14 protein-coding genes are annotated in these 15,715 nt (G+C 36.8%); 7 read left to right on the forward strand and 7 right to left on the reverse strand.

Annotation, left to right across the window (positions count from 1 at the left end):
• The first annotated feature begins 26 nt into the window (after positions 1-26).
• The 7 genes from FORMA_RS01360 to miaA are packed head-to-tail and all read left to right on the forward strand — an operon-like array spanning position 27 to position 6,928.
• Positions 27-986, forward strand: coding sequence for a Gfo/Idh/MocA family protein (locus tag FORMA_RS01360; protein WP_069673972.1), 960 nt, complete (start codon positions 27-29; stop codon positions 984-986).
• A 13-nt stretch (positions 987-999) separates the two neighbouring features.
• Positions 1,000-1,887, forward strand: a complete 888-nt coding sequence (locus tag FORMA_RS01365; protein WP_069673973.1) for a 3-hydroxyacyl-CoA dehydrogenase family protein — start codon at positions 1,000-1,002, stop codon at positions 1,885-1,887.
• Positions 1,888-1,921: 34 nt separating this feature from the next.
• On the forward strand, positions 1,922-3,133 hold the full coding sequence (locus FORMA_RS01370) for a DUF1015 domain-containing protein (protein ID WP_069673974.1): 1,212 nt from the start codon (positions 1,922-1,924) through the stop codon (positions 3,131-3,133).
• A 1-nt stretch (position 3,134) separates the two neighbouring features.
• A complete protein-coding gene (locus tag FORMA_RS01375; protein ID WP_069673975.1) occupies positions 3,135-3,794 on the forward strand; it encodes a YggS family pyridoxal phosphate-dependent enzyme in 660 nt (219 codons plus the stop codon).
• Positions 3,795-3,801: 7 nt separating this feature from the next.
• Positions 3,802-5,169, forward strand: coding sequence for an exonuclease domain-containing protein (locus FORMA_RS01380; RefSeq protein ID WP_069675400.1), 1,368 nt, complete (start codon positions 3,802-3,804; stop codon positions 5,167-5,169).
• A 22-nt stretch (positions 5,170-5,191) separates the two neighbouring features.
• Positions 5,192-6,019 carry an ion transporter gene (locus FORMA_RS01385; protein WP_069673976.1) on the forward strand — a complete coding sequence of 276 codons (828 nt, stop codon included), beginning with the start codon at positions 5,192-5,194 and terminating at the stop codon, positions 6,017-6,019.
• 6 nt (positions 6,020-6,025) lie between these two features.
• Positions 6,026-6,928 (forward strand): tRNA (adenosine(37)-N6)-dimethylallyltransferase MiaA, encoded by a 903-nt coding sequence (gene miaA / locus FORMA_RS01390; protein ID WP_069673977.1) that lies wholly within the window; start codon positions 6,026-6,028, stop codon positions 6,926-6,928.
• 6 nt (positions 6,929-6,934) lie between these two features.
• Here miaA and FORMA_RS01395 read toward each other — a convergent pair whose 3' ends face one another.
• The 7 genes from FORMA_RS01395 to FORMA_RS01425 form a co-directional block, all read right to left on the reverse strand.
• Complete coding sequence (locus FORMA_RS01395) at positions 6,935-7,636, reverse strand: response regulator transcription factor (protein WP_069673978.1); 702 nt, start codon at positions 7,634-7,636, stop codon at positions 6,935-6,937.
• A 4-nt stretch (positions 7,637-7,640) separates the two neighbouring features.
• The gene (locus tag FORMA_RS01400) at positions 7,641-9,209 is read right to left on the reverse strand and encodes a sensor histidine kinase (RefSeq protein WP_069673979.1); all 1,569 of its coding nucleotides are present in this window, start codon (positions 9,207-9,209) and stop codon (positions 7,641-7,643) included.
• 80 nt (positions 9,210-9,289) lie between these two features.
• Positions 9,290-9,877, reverse strand: a complete 588-nt coding sequence (coaE, locus tag FORMA_RS01405) for a dephospho-CoA kinase (RefSeq protein ID WP_069673980.1) — start codon at positions 9,875-9,877, stop codon at positions 9,290-9,292.
• Complete coding sequence (locus FORMA_RS01410) at positions 9,870-10,838, reverse strand: hypothetical protein (RefSeq protein ID WP_069673981.1); 969 nt, start codon at positions 10,836-10,838, stop codon at positions 9,870-9,872. Before FORMA_RS01410 ends, coaE begins: the two co-directional genes overlap by 8 nt.
• Positions 10,838-11,848, reverse strand: a complete 1,011-nt coding sequence (locus tag FORMA_RS01415; protein ID WP_069673982.1) for a glycosyltransferase — start codon at positions 11,846-11,848, stop codon at positions 10,838-10,840. The genes FORMA_RS01410 and FORMA_RS01415 overlap by 1 nt, the downstream gene beginning before the upstream one ends.
• A gap of 97 nt (positions 11,849-11,945) precedes the next feature.
• Entirely contained in the window at positions 11,946-14,669 is a 2,724-nt protein-coding gene (locus FORMA_RS01420; RefSeq protein ID WP_069673983.1) for a fibronectin type III domain-containing protein, read from the reverse strand.
• Between the two features lie 201 nt (positions 14,670-14,870).
• Positions 14,871-15,686 (reverse strand): enoyl-ACP reductase FabI, encoded by an 816-nt coding sequence (locus FORMA_RS01425; RefSeq protein WP_069673984.1) that lies wholly within the window; start codon positions 15,684-15,686, stop codon positions 14,871-14,873.
• Between the last annotated feature and the right edge of the window lie 29 nt (positions 15,687-15,715).

Genomic DNA, 15,715 nt, shown 5'->3' on the forward strand with positions numbered 1-15,715 from the left:
TTTAATTTTGTGGAAAATTATTGTAGATGCTAAAAGTAGGTGTTTTAGGCGCTGGCCATTTGGGTAGAATTCATTTGAAATTACTTCAACAATCTGAAAAGTACGAATTGGTTGGCTTTTATGATCCTGATATCGCCAATGGACAAAGAGTAGCAGAAGAATTTAAGTATCGTTACTTTGATCAACTGGATGCGCTTATGGATGCGGTTGATGTAGTCGATATTGTGACCCCTACCCTCTCACATTACAATTGTGCGATAAAAGCCATAACCAAGGGCAAGCATATTTTTATAGAAAAACCAATTACCAATACCATCGAAGAAGCGGAACACATTCGCTTGTTGGTTTCGGAGAACAATCTGCGCGGACAAGTAGGACATGTCGAACGATTCAACCCTGCTTTTAAAGCAATAAAATCAGAAATCAAAAATCCGATGTTTATAGAAACACATCGTTTAGCTGAATTTAACCCTAGGGGAACTGATGTCCCTGTAGTGCTCGATTTAATGATTCACGATATTGATATCATTCTTAGTGTTGTTAAGTCCCCAGTCCTTTCTGTGCATGCCAGTGGGGTCTCAGTTATCAGTGAAACTCCCGATATTGCCAATGCGCGCATAGAATTTGAAAATGGGTGTGTAGCCAACTTAACAGCGAGTCGTATCTCTTTAAAAAACATGAGAAAAAGCCGATTTTTTCAAAAAGACGCTTATATAAGCGTTGATTTTTTGGACAAAAAAGTAGAAGTTGTAAAAATGAAAGATGCTCCAGAACACCCAGGAGATTTTGATATGGTGTTGCAAAATGCCGAAGGCAAAAGCAAACAAATTTATTTTAAAAACCCCGAAATAACACCCAATAATGCCATCTTAGATGAATTGGAGACTTTTGCTGATGCGATTGAAGGCAACACTAAACCAATTGTGACTCTACGCGATGGGACGGATGCACTCAAATTAGCGCATCGAATTATAGATTGTTTTTAAAAAAAAATAGATCATGAAGAATATAGCAGTTATAGGAGCTGGAACTATGGGTAATGGAATTGCACATACCTTTGCACAGTCTGGATACAAAGTACAATTAATAGATGTCAACAAGACAGCGCTAACACATGCTGCGCAAACTATTTCTAAAAATTTGGATCGAATGATTCAAAAAGAAATCATTACAGAAGCTTTAAAAAAAGAGACGCTCAACAATATCACAATGTTTACAGACATTAGCGAAGGAGTTGAATATGCCAGTTTGGTGGTTGAAGCGGCCACGGAAAACGAGGCACTTAAATTAGAAATTTTCAAAACATTGAATATAGCTTGTCCTGATGACACTATTTTGGCAACAAACACCTCCTCTATTTCAATAACGAAAATTGCAGCTGCAACTACGCGCCCTGGTCAAGTGATTGGTATGCATTTTATGAACCCTGTACCAGTAATGCCTTTAGTAGAAATTATAAACGGTTACAATACCGATAAAGCGGTTACTGATTTCATCGTACAACTCGCCAAAGAGATAGGTAAAACAGCGATACGAGTCAATGACTACCCAGGATTTATTGCCAATCGAATTCTTATGCCAATGATCAACGAAGCAATTGAAGCCTTACAAAGCGGCGTGAGCGGTGTACTTGAAATTGATGGAATCATGAAACTTGGAATGGCCCACCCAATGGGGCCATTAGAATTGGCAGATTTTATTGGATTAGACGTATGTATGTCAATTTTAGAGGTCATGCATGACGGTTTTAAGAATCCAAAATACGCACCTAACCCTCTTCTTGTCAATATGGTAAGAGCGGGTAAACTTGGTAAAAAAACTGGAGAAGGGTTTTATAACTATACTGATGAAAGAAAAGCAGTTGTTCCTGCTGCTCGTTTTCTATAATAATTTGACTGCCCCACATTTAATCTAATCCCTTATGGCACACATAAAACCTTTTTGTGCAATTCGTCCGAATCCAAAAATAGAACTGCAATTCTGCAGTAAGCCCTTTCAGCTCTACAGCAAAAAAGAACTTAAATCAACTCTTGAAAATTGTCCTAATTCTTTCCTACAAATCATCAAATCCAATATAAATAAAACCACTAAAAATTCGAATAAAAAGCGTTTTGAGGATGTCAAGACAGCATATCAAAATTTTAAGGATAAAAACCTTTTACAAAAAGATCAAGACAAAGGATTTTATATACAAGAAATCAAAATAAATGCACACAAATTTACTGGAATAACAGCTGTAGCGAGTGTTGAGGATTATAAGAATGGACGCATAAAAAGGCATGAAAACACCTTGGAAAGCAGGGAGACGATTTTCAAAAATTACCTAAAGACGACACGGTTCAATGCCGAGCCGGTCTTATTGACCTACAAAAATACAGCGGCTCTGTCAGAGGTGATTAAGGACGTCAAAAAATACCCAGAAACAAGTGTTTTAAAGTTTTCAGAAAACGAAACATTAAAGCTGTGGCAAGTGACAAATAAAGAACTAATAGATCAAATAATCAAGGGCTTTGAAAATACTGATGCACTCTATATCGCAGATGGGCATCACCGTTCAGCGTCTTCTGTTATGCTCTCTGAAGAAGAGCCTAAGAAAGCGGAAACAAACTATTTTATGGCATTTCTTATTCCAGAACACGAACTGATTGTTCAGGAATACAACAGAGTTGTAACCGACCTAAACGGTCTTTCGGTTAGCAGCTTTTTGAAAAAAATTAAACTTAATTTTGATAGTACGCCCCACAAGACCTATGCAGGCTCTAAAAAAGGAAAAGGGTTCTGTATGTACCTAGACGGCCAATTTTATTCATTATCTTTGCGTAAAGAGTTCGTAAAACTCCAAGCACCTCTTCACCAACTTGATTCTTATGTGTTGCAAGAACATATTTTGAAACCCATTTTGGGAATAGAGAATGTACGAACTGATAGTCGACTCCAGTACGCACACAAAAGTGACCAAATGAAATGGATAAAAAAACAAATAGACAACAAAACGTACGCCGTTGGTTTTGGCTTAAATCCTGTACTGATTGACCAACTTAAATCCATTGCAGACAATAGTCTAGTAATGCCCCCAAAAAGCACCTATATATATCCAAAATTAAGAAGTGGGACGACCATTTATGAATTTTAAGATGAGTATTAAAAAACAACTTCAAGAACTAAAATCAGTATTGCCAAAGCAGGTGACTTTGGTAGCAGTATCAAAAACAAAACCCGTGCAAGATTTGATGAAAGCATATGACGTTGGACAACGGATTTTTGGGGAAAATAAAGTTCAAGAAATGGTTGAAAAATACCAGCAAATGCCCAAAGACATACAGTGGCATATGATCGGACATGTGCAACGCAATAAAGTAAAGTACATGGCTCCTTTTGTTGATTTGATTCATGGAGTAGACAGTCTAAAATTGTTGTCCGAAATCAATAAACAAGCGCTAAAAAATAATCGATGTATTAACGGTTTGTTACAAATCAAAATTGCTGCTGAAGATTCCAAATTTGGAATGACAAAAAATGATGCAATACAGCTGATGAAATCATCAGAGTTTAAGAATTTAAAAAATATTAAAATTAAAGGAGTCATGGGAATGGCTACTTTCACAGATGACCAAAATAAAATCCGCAAAGAATTTGAAACTCTAAAATCAACATTTAGTGAGCTAAAAAGTATCCAAGACTCAATGCATATTATATCGATGGGGATGAGTGGAGATTATCCACTTGCCATAGAATGTGGCAGTACAATGATTCGTGTGGGTAGTTACATTTTTGGTGCTAGAAATTATCAATAAAAAAAGAATTTACGCAATTGTAGACATAGAAACCACTGGAGGTAAATACAATGAGGAAGGTATTACTGAGATAGCCATATACAAACACGATGGGCAAGCTGTAGTCGACCAATTTATTAGCCTAGTCAATCCAGAGCGTCCTATCCAGCCCTACGTGGTAAACCTTACAGGAATTTCAAGTAAAATGTTGCGCAATGCACCCAAATTTTTTGAAGTTGCCAAACGTATTGTCGAAATCACAGAAGACTGCATTATTGTAGCACACAATGCTAAATTTGACTACAGAATCCTAAAATTAGAATTTGATCGGCTTGGATTTAAATTTGAACGCAAAAACTTATGTACAGTTGAACTTTCAAAAAAACTAATTCCTGATCTTGCCTCCTATAGTCTTGGAAAATTGGTACGTGCGCTTGGAATTCCAATAAGTGATCGTCACCGCGCTTCTGGGGATGCACTCGCTACTACTAAACTGTTTGAGTTATTGATGAGTAAAGATATCGATAAAGAAATCATCAAAGCTGCTATTCGACTGGAACCAAAACGACAAATAGAACCCAAACTAGCCGAAATAATAAGTAGCCTTACCTCAGATACTGGAGTCTATTACATACACGATACTAAAGGAAATATCATCTACATTGGGAAGAGTAAAAATATAAAAAGTAGAATTAATCAGCACTTTAGTGGTCAAACACCAAAATCAAAAAAAATTCAACTCGAAGTAGCCTCAGTGAGTTATGAAAAAACAGGAAGCGAATTATTAGCTTTACTAAAAGAAAGTGAAGAGATAAAATACCATAAGCCCAAATTCAATCGTGCTTTACGCAGGACCGTTTTCACTCATGGATTATTTCATTTTTTAGATGAAAACGGATACCTCAATTTAAAAATTGAGAAAATCAAAGGTACGGCTAAGCCAATCACTACCTTTTCTAATATTCAAAGTGGAAAAAGCTTCATGAATAAAATGGTTGAAAAATACAGCTTATGTCAAAAACTTTGCGGATTATATAAATCCAAAAGCAGCTGCTTTGGCTATACCATCAAAGAGTGTGGTGGTGCTTGTATTAACCAGGAAAACAAAGAAAAATATAACAACAGGGTTAAAAAAATAATTGCAAACAACAGTTTCAAAACAAAAAGTATGATCATTATCGATCAAGGACGTGCAGTAGACGAACGCTCCGCTGTTTGGGTAGATCAAGGCCTTATAAAAGGATTTACCTATTTTAATCTTAATTTTCAAATTACAAATATTGATGTTTTAGCTAATCTCATTACCCCATTAGAGCACAATAAAGATGCACAACACATTATCCAAAGCTATGTAAGGCGAAACAAAAGAATAAAAGTCATTTCTCTTGAAGACTAAACTTTTTTAGTATTTTTGATCTATGCCAAACCAAAAAAAAGAGCCATCTTGGAAGAATAAGCTTCATGAAATCATTTATGAAGCCGATACTCCATCCGGTAAACTATTTGATGTTGTTTTACTAATTTTTATTCTCTTGAGTATTGTTTTAGTAATGCTCGAAAGCGTAGATTATATCGGAAATAAGTATTATGGTATTTTAAATATTCTGGAGTGGATCATCACCATCCTTTTTACATTTGAATACATTGCAAGGATTATATGTGTGAAAAAGCCAAAAGCATATATTTTTAGCTTTTACGGCATTATTGATTTTCTTTCAACAATTCCAAAATATTTATCTCTATTTTTTGTAGGAACGCATTCACTTGTAGCTATTCGTGCACTACGGCTTTTGCGCGTATTCCGTATTTTAAAGCTGACACGATATATTGGAGAAAGCACTAATTTTGGCAGGGCACTAAAACGCAGTCGCGTGAAAGTTGCTGTATTTCTTTCATTTGTATTGGTTTTATGTATCATTTTAGGCACGGTGATGTATTTGATCGAAGGAGATAAAGACAGTGGTTTTAGCAGTATCCCTAGAAGTGTATATTGGGCTATAGTAACCCTCACTACGGTTGGCTATGGGGACATCGCACCCGTGAGTGCACTTGGTCAGTCTATCGCATCGCTTATTATGATTTTGGGTTATGGAATCATCGCAATACCAACCGGAATAGTCACCTCCGAAATGACAAAATCCGAACGCAACAATATACCCAAAAACACCCAATCTTGTACCAATTGCATGGAATCATATCACACCGACGACGCTCAATTTTGCCATAAATGCGGTCATCCTCTTTAGTTGATCATGGATAAATACATCATTTCTATTGTTGGCCCAACAGGCATCGGAAAAACGAGCTTAAGCATCAAACTCGCAACCTATTTCAAAACCGAAATCATCTCAGCAGATTCGCGACAGTTTTACAAAGAAATTCCGATCGGTACAGCCGCCCCATCCAATGAAGAACAAAAAGCTATAACACATCATTTCATTCACAACAAATCTATTTTAGACAAATACAGTGTTGGCGATTTTGAACGAGAAGCGATCGAATGTATCACCACCATACACAAGCACAACCCAATTGTAGTATTGGTTGGTGGGTCTGGCTTGTACGTTCAAGCCGTTTTAGAAGGATTAGATGATTTTCCAGAAGTTAGTGCCAACATAAGAACTCAATTAAATACAGAGTTCAAAACCAATGGAATTCAAGGTCTTCAAAAGGAACTCAAGTCACTCGATCCAATAGCGTACGAAACAATCGCTTTGGACAACCCACATAGAGTCATTCGCGCTCTCGAAATTTGTAGAGCCACTGGAAAAGCTTACAGTAGTTTTTTAAATAAAGAAAAGAAAAAACGCAACTTCAAAACTATTCAAATTGGATTAACAGCTGAACGGTCTTTAGTTTATGAACGAATCAACCGACGTGTTGATTTAATGATTGCACAGGGGCTTGTAGATGAGGTTAAATCTGTCTTAGAATACAAACAGTTGAACGCATTGAATACTGTTGGATACAAAGAAGTCTTTAGATATTTGGAAGGCCATTGTTCACTAGACTTCGCCATAGAAGAAATAAAGAAAAATTCTAGGCGTTTTGCTAAAAGACAAGTCACATGGTTCAAAAGGCAGGAAGAAACCAAGTGGTATGATCACAGCACACCAATTGAAGAAATTCTAGCCTACATCAATAAAATGTTGTGATTTAAACTAAGGATTTATCACCAAACGAAATCCTTCACCATGTATATTCAGAATTTCAACCTTAGGGTCGAGTTTTAGATACTTTCTTAACTTGGCAATATAAACATCCATACTTCTAGACGTAAAATAGTTATCATCGCGCCAAATTTTAGTTAATGCGATTTCCCTTGGCATCAAATCGTTGATGTGCAAAGCCAGAAGACGTAACAAATCATTTTCCTTTGGCGAGAGTTTAATCTGTGTTTCGCCGTGGGTCAAAAATCTAAGTTTAGAATTTAACTTAAAGCTTCCAATTTCAAACTCAAATTGATTGCTATCTGCTACACTTTCAACTGTTTTACGCTGAATTATAGCTTGGATTTTTAATAGCAAAACTTCGCTGTCAAAAGGTTTGTTTAAATAATCATCTGCTCCGACTTTATAGCCTTTAAGCACATCTTCTTTTAGCGCTTTGGCCGTCAAGAAAATTATAGGAACATCCTTGTCCTTTTCTCGGATTTCTTGAGCCAAAGTGAAGCCATCCTTGTACGGCATCATGACATCTAAAATACAAAGGTGAAAATCAGATTTTCTAAATTTTTCAAAACCTTCCATACCGTTTTTGGCAAGTACAACTTCGTAATTGTTAATGCTTAGGTATTCTTTGAGAACTGTTCCAAAATTTGGATCGTCTTCAACAAGTAAAATGCGTTTAATGTTTTCTTCCATGATGTTATGCAATTAGTGGTAATTTTATAATAAAGGTACTACCTTTTCCTTTTTCACTTTCAACAGTGACTGTTCCTTGATGATTTTCTACAATTCTTTTAACATTAGCTAGCCCAAGTCCATGTCCCTTGACGTTGTGAACATTACCCGTATGTTCCCTGTAAAACTCTTCAAAAATTCGTTTCTGAACCGCTTTATTCATTCCTATCCCTTGATCCTCAACAAGCATCACAATATTGTTGCCAACATTTTCTGTAGTAATATCAATTTTTGGTGGACCGTTGGTGTATTTCACAGCATTGTCCAAAATATTAACAATGACATTTGTAAAATATGTACTGTTGGCTAGTATTGAGGACTTTGAAGCCTTGAAATGTGTTTTTATATACCCCTTTCTATCTTCTACAATCAATTCAACATGAGTGATTGCGTCAAAAATAAGATCGTGTAATTTTAAGCGGTCTTTACTAATTAGAAGTTGTTTTTTCTGCAATTGAGAAATACGCAATACATTTTCAACTTGAGCATTCATGCGCTTATTCTCTTCCTTAATCATGGATAAATAATTTTTTACTTTATCCTCATGCTGGAATATTTTTGGATTTCTAATCGCATCTAGAGCTAGATTTATGGTCGCTATTGGCGTTTTGAACTCATGGGTCATATTGTTGATAAAGTCAGACTTCATCTGTGAAATTTTTCGCTGTTGAATGAGCTGGTACAAGGCACTGGTGTAGGCAATTATAATAATAATTGTAAATAAAACAGAAAGTGAAGTTATACCAATGATAGATGACATGATAAAGCGCTTTCTTTTGGGAAAATTAATAAATAACCCATAATTGCTAGCACCGTTTTCATCAATAAAAATAGGCACCCCAATAGTAGGAACAAGTGAGGCTTCAAAATGAGAAGATTGTATAGCGGTAGGTAATTTGTCGTTTAGAATTGCAAATTCATAAGCGATATCTATATTATTTTCTTTGAGTTTGTGGTCCAAAAGACGCTGAATCATTGGTACAGAAACTCGTTCTTCAATGGGTGTGTTTTGAATTTCTGCTTTGTACTGCGCTTCAAAAGTGGCTTTTTGCAAACGGTCCATATTCAGGACTTTGGTTAAAGAGTATTCTAGGTTAGGTATTCCCTGTCCGTCAATACCAGCGGAGGAATAGGCCTGTTGAGTTGTTTTACCTTTGAACTTTTTGAAATTTAGACTATCTGATCCGTCATTTTGCAAAACAGGAATGGTGTAGTTCTCTTCCTTAACTCCAGTATCGTACACAATAATTTGATCGGCATCTTTGTTTTGCTTATAAACTCTTATACTTCGGATGGCACTAGTATCGGGTTCCTGACCCCGCGCTATGAGCGCATTTAGTGCAATTACATATTTTGAATATTCAATATCGGCAACTTCACTGGAAGCATAACTGAGGACTTTTTTGACGTTAAAGGCAAATTGATCTTCCTTGGTCTCTAACGAATAATTGATGTAATAGGCCTGCACAAAAATAATTCCGATAAGCGATAGACTCATCAATATTACAAGCACAGAAAACAACTTCTTATTCATGGCATAAAATTACATTTTTTAAGAATGCTTTAAGTTGTTTTTAACTAATTATTAACCAAAATGTTAAATTTTATAATTTTTTAAATTATTTTAAGAATTTTGACATGAATTTCTTCGACCTCTTTAGCCGTCAATTGGGTGTCAATATTATGGATTACAAAATCAGATTTCTTAATTTTCAGCGCTTCATCCCACTGATTTTTCATTATTGAAAGCACCTCTTCAGATGTTTTAGCATCTCGCTGCATGACACGGTCTATGCGGCTTTGCTTTGGCGCAGTGACCGTAAGAATAAAATCAAACTGGTTTTCTGCACCAAGTTCAAATAAAATGGCAACTTCTTTAACTACATAAGGATAGGTTTGGGTCGCCAACCATGTGGAATAATGGGCTGCAACAGCTGGGTGAATAATTTGATTGAGTGTATCGAGCTTGTTTTTGTCCTTAAAAACCAATTGGGCAATATACGATCGATTCAATAGACCATTGCTGTAGGCATTGACACCAAAAAGCGCGATAAGTTTAGTTCTTATTTTTGGGGATTCATTCATTAATTTTTTGGCTTCATTATCAGCGTTGTAGACCGGAACTCCGAGCGCGAAAAACAGAGAAGCAACAGTGGTTTTACCACTTCCAATTCCTCCAGTAAGACCTAAAACTTTAGTCATTTTTTTCCGTAATTATGTATTCTATACTATTGATTTGTAGTGCCGCTGTTTTGGCCTCAGACGGATACAACACCAACTTAGGAACCATTACACCAGAGGCGTAATCTAGTGTACTAAAATCACATTCAATACGAAAGTCTTCTGGCGTAATAGCGTCATAAGTGCTTAAACTTGTATAGTACACTACAGGAATTTCTTTAGGAAAAATCGAAACCAATATACCATCGGGTATGTTGACAAGTTGAACTGGTACTGAAACAGCACCTTCGGTAAATTTATCGACAGCACCCACCACTTGTACTTGGGTCGTCGAAAATTTTAAATACTGGGGGAAATCGTAAATATCCAAATCCAAAGCCACATCTATATCGGTTTTTACAGCATTCATTTTAAGCCCTTCTGTTGCTACGGCATCAATAGCTTTTAAATACTGTTCTGGCCCTACAATTGTGATGGAATCCGGTTGGGCACGCAAAGGAGTTTTCAAATCGTAACCCACCACAAACTCTGGTTGCAAATTGATTATTACAGGGACTTTTTTGGTAAATTGAGTCGCATACGAAAAGGAAAACGCTGCTGGGCGAATATTTTCAATAACAGTATTGGAGTTGAAATACTGCGCAATTTCTGCACGATGAGCACTTTGCTCCCAATAATAAGCAGTGTCATTTTTTTGAAGTGTCGAAAAATCAACATTCAATTTGAGTTTTTTAAAGGCATATTTTAACAAATTGAATCCATTTGTAGTGATAGTCACATCGACAATAGGCAAACGATCTTCAACAAGTAGAATACGTGAAGGCAACTTTGTGGGTTGAAGTTCAAATTGTAAGGTTTGGGTCGTTGAGCTTGTCAATTTTGAAAGTAAAGAAATAAAAAACGCCAACAGCAAAAACAATACAAAAACGTTGAGTCGTTTTGCACGAATTTTTTGGCCTAGATATTCAAAAATATTTCTCATCAAGGGGTTTTAAAAAATAAGTTGGGGAATAATTCTTCTTCTGATTTTCGCGACAAAAATAGTTTTATTTTAGACTTTAAAAACCCCCAACCATAACCCGAAAATTGAATCAAAATAGCAGGGATACTCAAAATAGCTGCAATAAAATCTAAAGTGGATTGAAAGGCCAAAATTAAAGCTAATAAAAAATATGCACCGTAGACAAAAACGCCGATGTAAACCTCAAAAAAAAGCAATAAAAGACTGATTAGAAAACCCAACATAAAAACTGTAGGAAACCAATAGGTCCATTTTTTGGAATGCGGGTGCCATTTGTTGAGAATTGGACGTACTTGCCCAAACTTGTACACTTGCACCAAAAAGCGCTCAAACGATATTCGGCGTTTGTGGTAAACAAAGGCCTCTGGAATAAGACAAAGTTTATAACCCATCGCTTTGAGTCGAATGGATAAATCGGGATCTTCCCCAGGGTGAATAGCCCCAAAACCACCGGACGCACAAAAGGCCTCTTTTGAAATGCCCATATTAAAACTTCGTGGCTCGTAACCCTCAATTTCTTTTGCCCCTCCTCGTATCCCCCCAGTGGTAAGCACAGAGGTCATCGAAAAATTTATAGCTTTTTGCAGCTCTGTAAAATTATCTTGTGCAGCGTCTGGGCCACCAAAACAATCGATATAATTGGTATTTAAAAAGGACATAACTTCAGTCAAATAGTGTTTTGGCAAGATACAATCGGAATCCAATATGATAAAGTAATTGCCTTTGGCACGTTCCATGCCGTAATTTCTTGAATGTCCTGGTCCAGTATTGTCTTTAAAATAATAGCTGATGTTGAGCTGATCTGCAAAATGCTCCGTAATCAAACGTGCGTCTAAAGTAGAGCCATCTTCCACAATAACGACCTCAAAAGTTTTGGGCGTTTCTAAGGCACAAAAACTCTCCAAAAGTTCGCGCACTTCCTCTGGCCGATTGTATACAGGAATAATAAAAGAAAAATCACTTGCAATCATGTACACAAATTTACATAATGCATTTGAATAATTCGTTTTAAAATAGGGTATAAAAAAACCCCGCAAAGGCGGGGTTTTTGAATGTATTAATCAAAAATTAATTTTTAAGAATACGTACCGTTTCTACAGTGTTTCCAATGGAAACTTGCACAAAATATGCGCCAGTCTGCATTGCAGATAAATCTACAGTACAATCTCTAGTGTTAGGCGTCTGACGCTTAACCACTTGCCCAAGCATATTGAAAACAGTAATATCTTCAACCACTTTTTGTGCCTTGATGGTCAATACATCATTCACAGGGTTCGGGAAGTATGTAAATTGCGAGATACTTGCTTCTTCAATACCAAGTGAGGTGGTTGTGATTTGGAAATTATCTACAAAGAAATCAATATCTTCATTAGACACAGTACTCTCGGCATAAAAAGCAAATTTAGCAAGGGCTGGATAGGCTGACAAATTAATTTCAGGCATTGCAGCTCCAGCTACGCCAGGGTTGTTATTAGCATCCCATCTGTATAATTCAGTCCATGTTGAACCGCCATCTTCTGAAACCATCAAGGTAACAAAATCATCAACTCCCCAAATTGCATCAACAGGGGCGTCAGAACTGAAAATTGATAAATATTCAGTTGCAGCTACATCGACGTTTAAATAGTAATTCACTCCACTAAGGTCAAATGATGGAGAAATTAACCATTCATCTCTATTAGTAGAGAATATATTTATATATGCTGCTGGATCAACAGATCCATGTGCAAAATTACCAGTATCCCATAAAGAAGTAGTCCCAGAAGGTCCAGCATTTAGTGCTCCAGAGCCCACAGACCAAAACTCTCCAGGAAAAGTAGCAAAATCATTTGTATAGTTAGGAACAATTGGTGCAGGTTCGGTTGTGAAATTCACTGGCCCTTCCCATGCACTGGTGTCTCCAGCTCCACAATCCGTTTGAACATAAACTTCATATTCTGTATTGGAATCCAATCCACTAAGTGAATAAGGACTCGTGACTCCAGAATTAGTTGCTGTACCTGTAGCAGTACCGCCTGCGGTAACATCTACAACTTCAACATTGAATGATGAGTCGTCCGATGTCCATGAGATTTCTGCTGAAGTAGCTGTTATGCTCGCTGCTGAAACAGCAGTTGGTTCAACACATGAGGGAATCTCTTCCCAAACAATATTATCTAAATAAACATATGTATAAGTAGATGACAATATTCGTCTAAAACCTATATAATTATCATTTCCACTGTAAGTACTAAAGTCTATAATATATTCCAAGAAGGTTGCACTAAGATCAACTGTTTCAATCAAAGTAAACGTACTACCGTCTGTAGGATCAGAAAGAGTACCAATTTCTAAATCTTGTGTTGAACTTGAATTACTAGCATCTAATTTCAATCTGTGTGTACCACCAGCAAGATTAGATAATTCAGGTGATACTAGTATAATATCCCCACTAGTTGAACTAGAATTGTATAGACTAACACCATTTGGCGAAGAACTATCTGCAGCAGTTGATGTCCCCACAGATGCATAAGATGATGATACATCTAAAATAGAAGACCAACAATTAGGTAAATTTGGTGTGGTAACAGAATCAAAATTTTCTGAAAAATCAGAAACTGCGGAACATGCTGTAGTAAAACTCACAGGCCCGGCCCATGCACTAAATTCAGAACCACAATTTGAACGTACATAAACTTCATAATCTGTATTGGCAACCAATCCACTAGCAGAAACAGTTGTTGCTCCATTTACCGCAGTTCCTGCTGCTGTTGGCTCTCCAGTTCCTGCTGCTTGTACAACATATTCATAGTCTGTTTCTGTACCTCCAGCAGTCCATGAAATTTCTGCTGAAGTAGCTGTTATACTCGCTGCTGAAAGAGCTGAAGGTTCAAGACATGAGGGTGCTTCAGAAATCATAAAGTTGTCTATGTGTGGGTTAGTTGAACCATAAACACTAGTGCCTCTAAATCCAATCTTAACAGTTTGGTTTGCGTATTGCGGCAAATCGACGTTAATGGTTGTCCAAGTAGAAACAACAGACTCGGTTGTGTATACAACCACTGGCCCCGATCCATCATCAACCAAAACTTTAACAACATCAGTACCACTGCTATCCCAATAATCAAAAGAAACTCGAGCTGTAGTAAGTGCCCCAAAATCAAAGTCTGGAGACATCAAATCTCCTGTTGAACCCCCAGAATAATCAAAATCATTAAAAAATACGGAATTAGCACCCTCAGTTACTGAATCAGGTCCATAATCGTCACCCTGATCAATAGCCCAAGCAGCAGACGAATCTGAGTTTGTCCAACAATCTAAATTTTCAAATCCAAAAGAATATGGAAAAGATGATATTGCAGCAGTTGGGCAATTAGCAGGGGCGCTGACTGTACTTGTCAGAGTGTATTGAATTGCATTTGGTGATGGCCAAGTGGAAAAATGAACATAATAAGTAACACCTGCTGTGAGAGGTCCTGAATCAAGGCTAAATGAAGTTCCGTAAGTATCAGAAACAATACATGAACCACCTCCAGACGGACATCCTTCTGAAATTGAAACACCTGTGTAAGCATCACTACTTGTAAGGCTAATGGACAATGATTCACCTTCTTCGTTAGCTGTGTAAGAAAAAAGTCCATCATAGCCACCATCATAAGATCCTAGACATGTGTCACTAAATAGCTCACCAAAAGATGATGTATCGCCTGATTGATCCGTTCCTGGTGTAAGGGCTATTGCAGATTCACATTGCGACCATACATTTGGAACAAAAAATAATAGTGTTAAAAGTAAAAAAGTAATTTTTTTCATAAAAGTAAATTATTGGTTAATTTTTTAAACGTATTTTTAAATATACTTAGATAAGATTAGAAAAGGATTTATTTTCTTCATTTCTCGTTTAAATGTTAAAATATATCGTTTAAACGTTAAACAAAATATAAAATCAACCATTAAAAATAAAAAATCCACGCCGTTTGGTGTGGATTTTTTAAGAGCTACAGAGAGTTTTACTTATTCCTCTGTAAATTTTTCCATGATGGCATCACTCACGCCCATATTGCTAAACCCACCATCGTTATAGAGGTTTTGCAATGTAACACGTTTGGTTAAATCGCTAAACAAGGTGATGGTATAATTGGCACAATCCAAAGCTGTGGCATTACCAAGCGGCGACATTTTTTCAGCATAAGCGATAAAGCCGTCAAATCCTTTTACGCCCTTTCCTGCAGTCGTAGGTGTTGGGGATTGAGAGATGGTATTGACACGAACATTTTTATCGCGCCCAAAGAAATACCCAAAACTACGCGCTATGCTTTCCAAATAGGCTTTATTGTCGGCCATATCATTGTAATCTGGAAAAACACGTTGTGCAGCCATGTAAGACAAAGCGACTATACTCCCCCACTCATTCATCGCGTCGGATTTGTAAAGTGTTTGCATGACTTTGTGAAAAGACATGGCAGAAACGTCGGTTCCCTTTTGTGTCCAATCGTATTTTTGATCGGTATAAGCACGACCTTTACGAACGTTAACAGACATCCCAATAGAATGCAGAACAAAATCTAATTTTCCACCTAAAATCTCAACCGATTGATCGACTAAATTATGTAGATCTTCCAAAGAAGTGGCGTCGGCAGGAATGATTTGCGCACCAGTTTTCTTGGCCAATTCATCAATAGCGCCCATGCGCATGGCAATGGGTGCATTGGTTAAGACAAACGTTCCACCTTCTTCGTGAACACGCTCAGCAGTAATCCACGCAATAGAATTGGGATCTAAAGCGCCAAAAATAATTCCTCTTTTTCCTTTAAGTAACTGATGTGCCATAATATTTTTTAATTATCAAATGTATCTAA

The sequence above is a fragment of the Formosa sp. Hel3_A1_48 genome, from assembly GCF_001735715.1.
Classification (GTDB): Bacteria; Bacteroidota; Bacteroidia; order Flavobacteriales; family Flavobacteriaceae; genus UBA3537.

Coding starts and splice junctions, on each gene's coding strand:
- FORMA_RS01360 (WP_069673972.1), top strand. CDS start 27: ATGCTAAAAGTAGGTGTTTTAGGCGCTGGCCATTTGGGTAGAATTCAT.
- FORMA_RS01365 (WP_069673973.1), top strand. CDS start 1,000: ATGAAGAATATAGCAGTTATAGGAGCTGGAACTATGGGTAATGGAATT.
- FORMA_RS01370 (WP_069673974.1), top strand. CDS start 1,922: ATGGCACACATAAAACCTTTTTGTGCAATTCGTCCGAATCCAAAAATA.
- FORMA_RS01375 (WP_069673975.1), top strand. CDS start 3,135: ATGAGTATTAAAAAACAACTTCAAGAACTAAAATCAGTATTGCCAAAG.
- FORMA_RS01385 (WP_069673976.1), top strand. CDS start 5,192: ATGCCAAACCAAAAAAAAGAGCCATCTTGGAAGAATAAGCTTCATGAA.
- miaA (WP_069673977.1), top strand. CDS start 6,026: ATGGATAAATACATCATTTCTATTGTTGGCCCAACAGGCATCGGAAAA.
- FORMA_RS01395 (WP_069673978.1), bottom strand. CDS start 7,636: ATGGAAGAAAACATTAAACGCATTTTACTTGTTGAAGACGATCCAAAT.
- FORMA_RS01400 (WP_069673979.1), bottom strand. CDS start 9,209: ATGAATAAGAAGTTGTTTTCTGTGCTTGTAATATTGATGAGTCTATCG.
- coaE (WP_069673980.1), bottom strand. CDS start 9,877: ATGACTAAAGTTTTAGGTCTTACTGGAGGAATTGGAAGTGGTAAAACC.
- FORMA_RS01410 (WP_069673981.1), bottom strand. CDS start 10,838: ATGAGAAATATTTTTGAATATCTAGGCCAAAAAATTCGTGCAAAACGA.
- FORMA_RS01415 (WP_069673982.1), bottom strand. CDS start 11,848: ATGATTGCAAGTGATTTTTCTTTTATTATTCCTGTATACAATCGGCCA.
- FORMA_RS01420 (WP_069673983.1), bottom strand. CDS start 14,669: ATGAAAAAAATTACTTTTTTACTTTTAACACTATTATTTTTTGTTCCA.
- FORMA_RS01425 (WP_069673984.1), bottom strand. CDS start 15,686: ATGGCACATCAGTTACTTAAAGGAAAAAGAGGAATTATTTTTGGCGCT.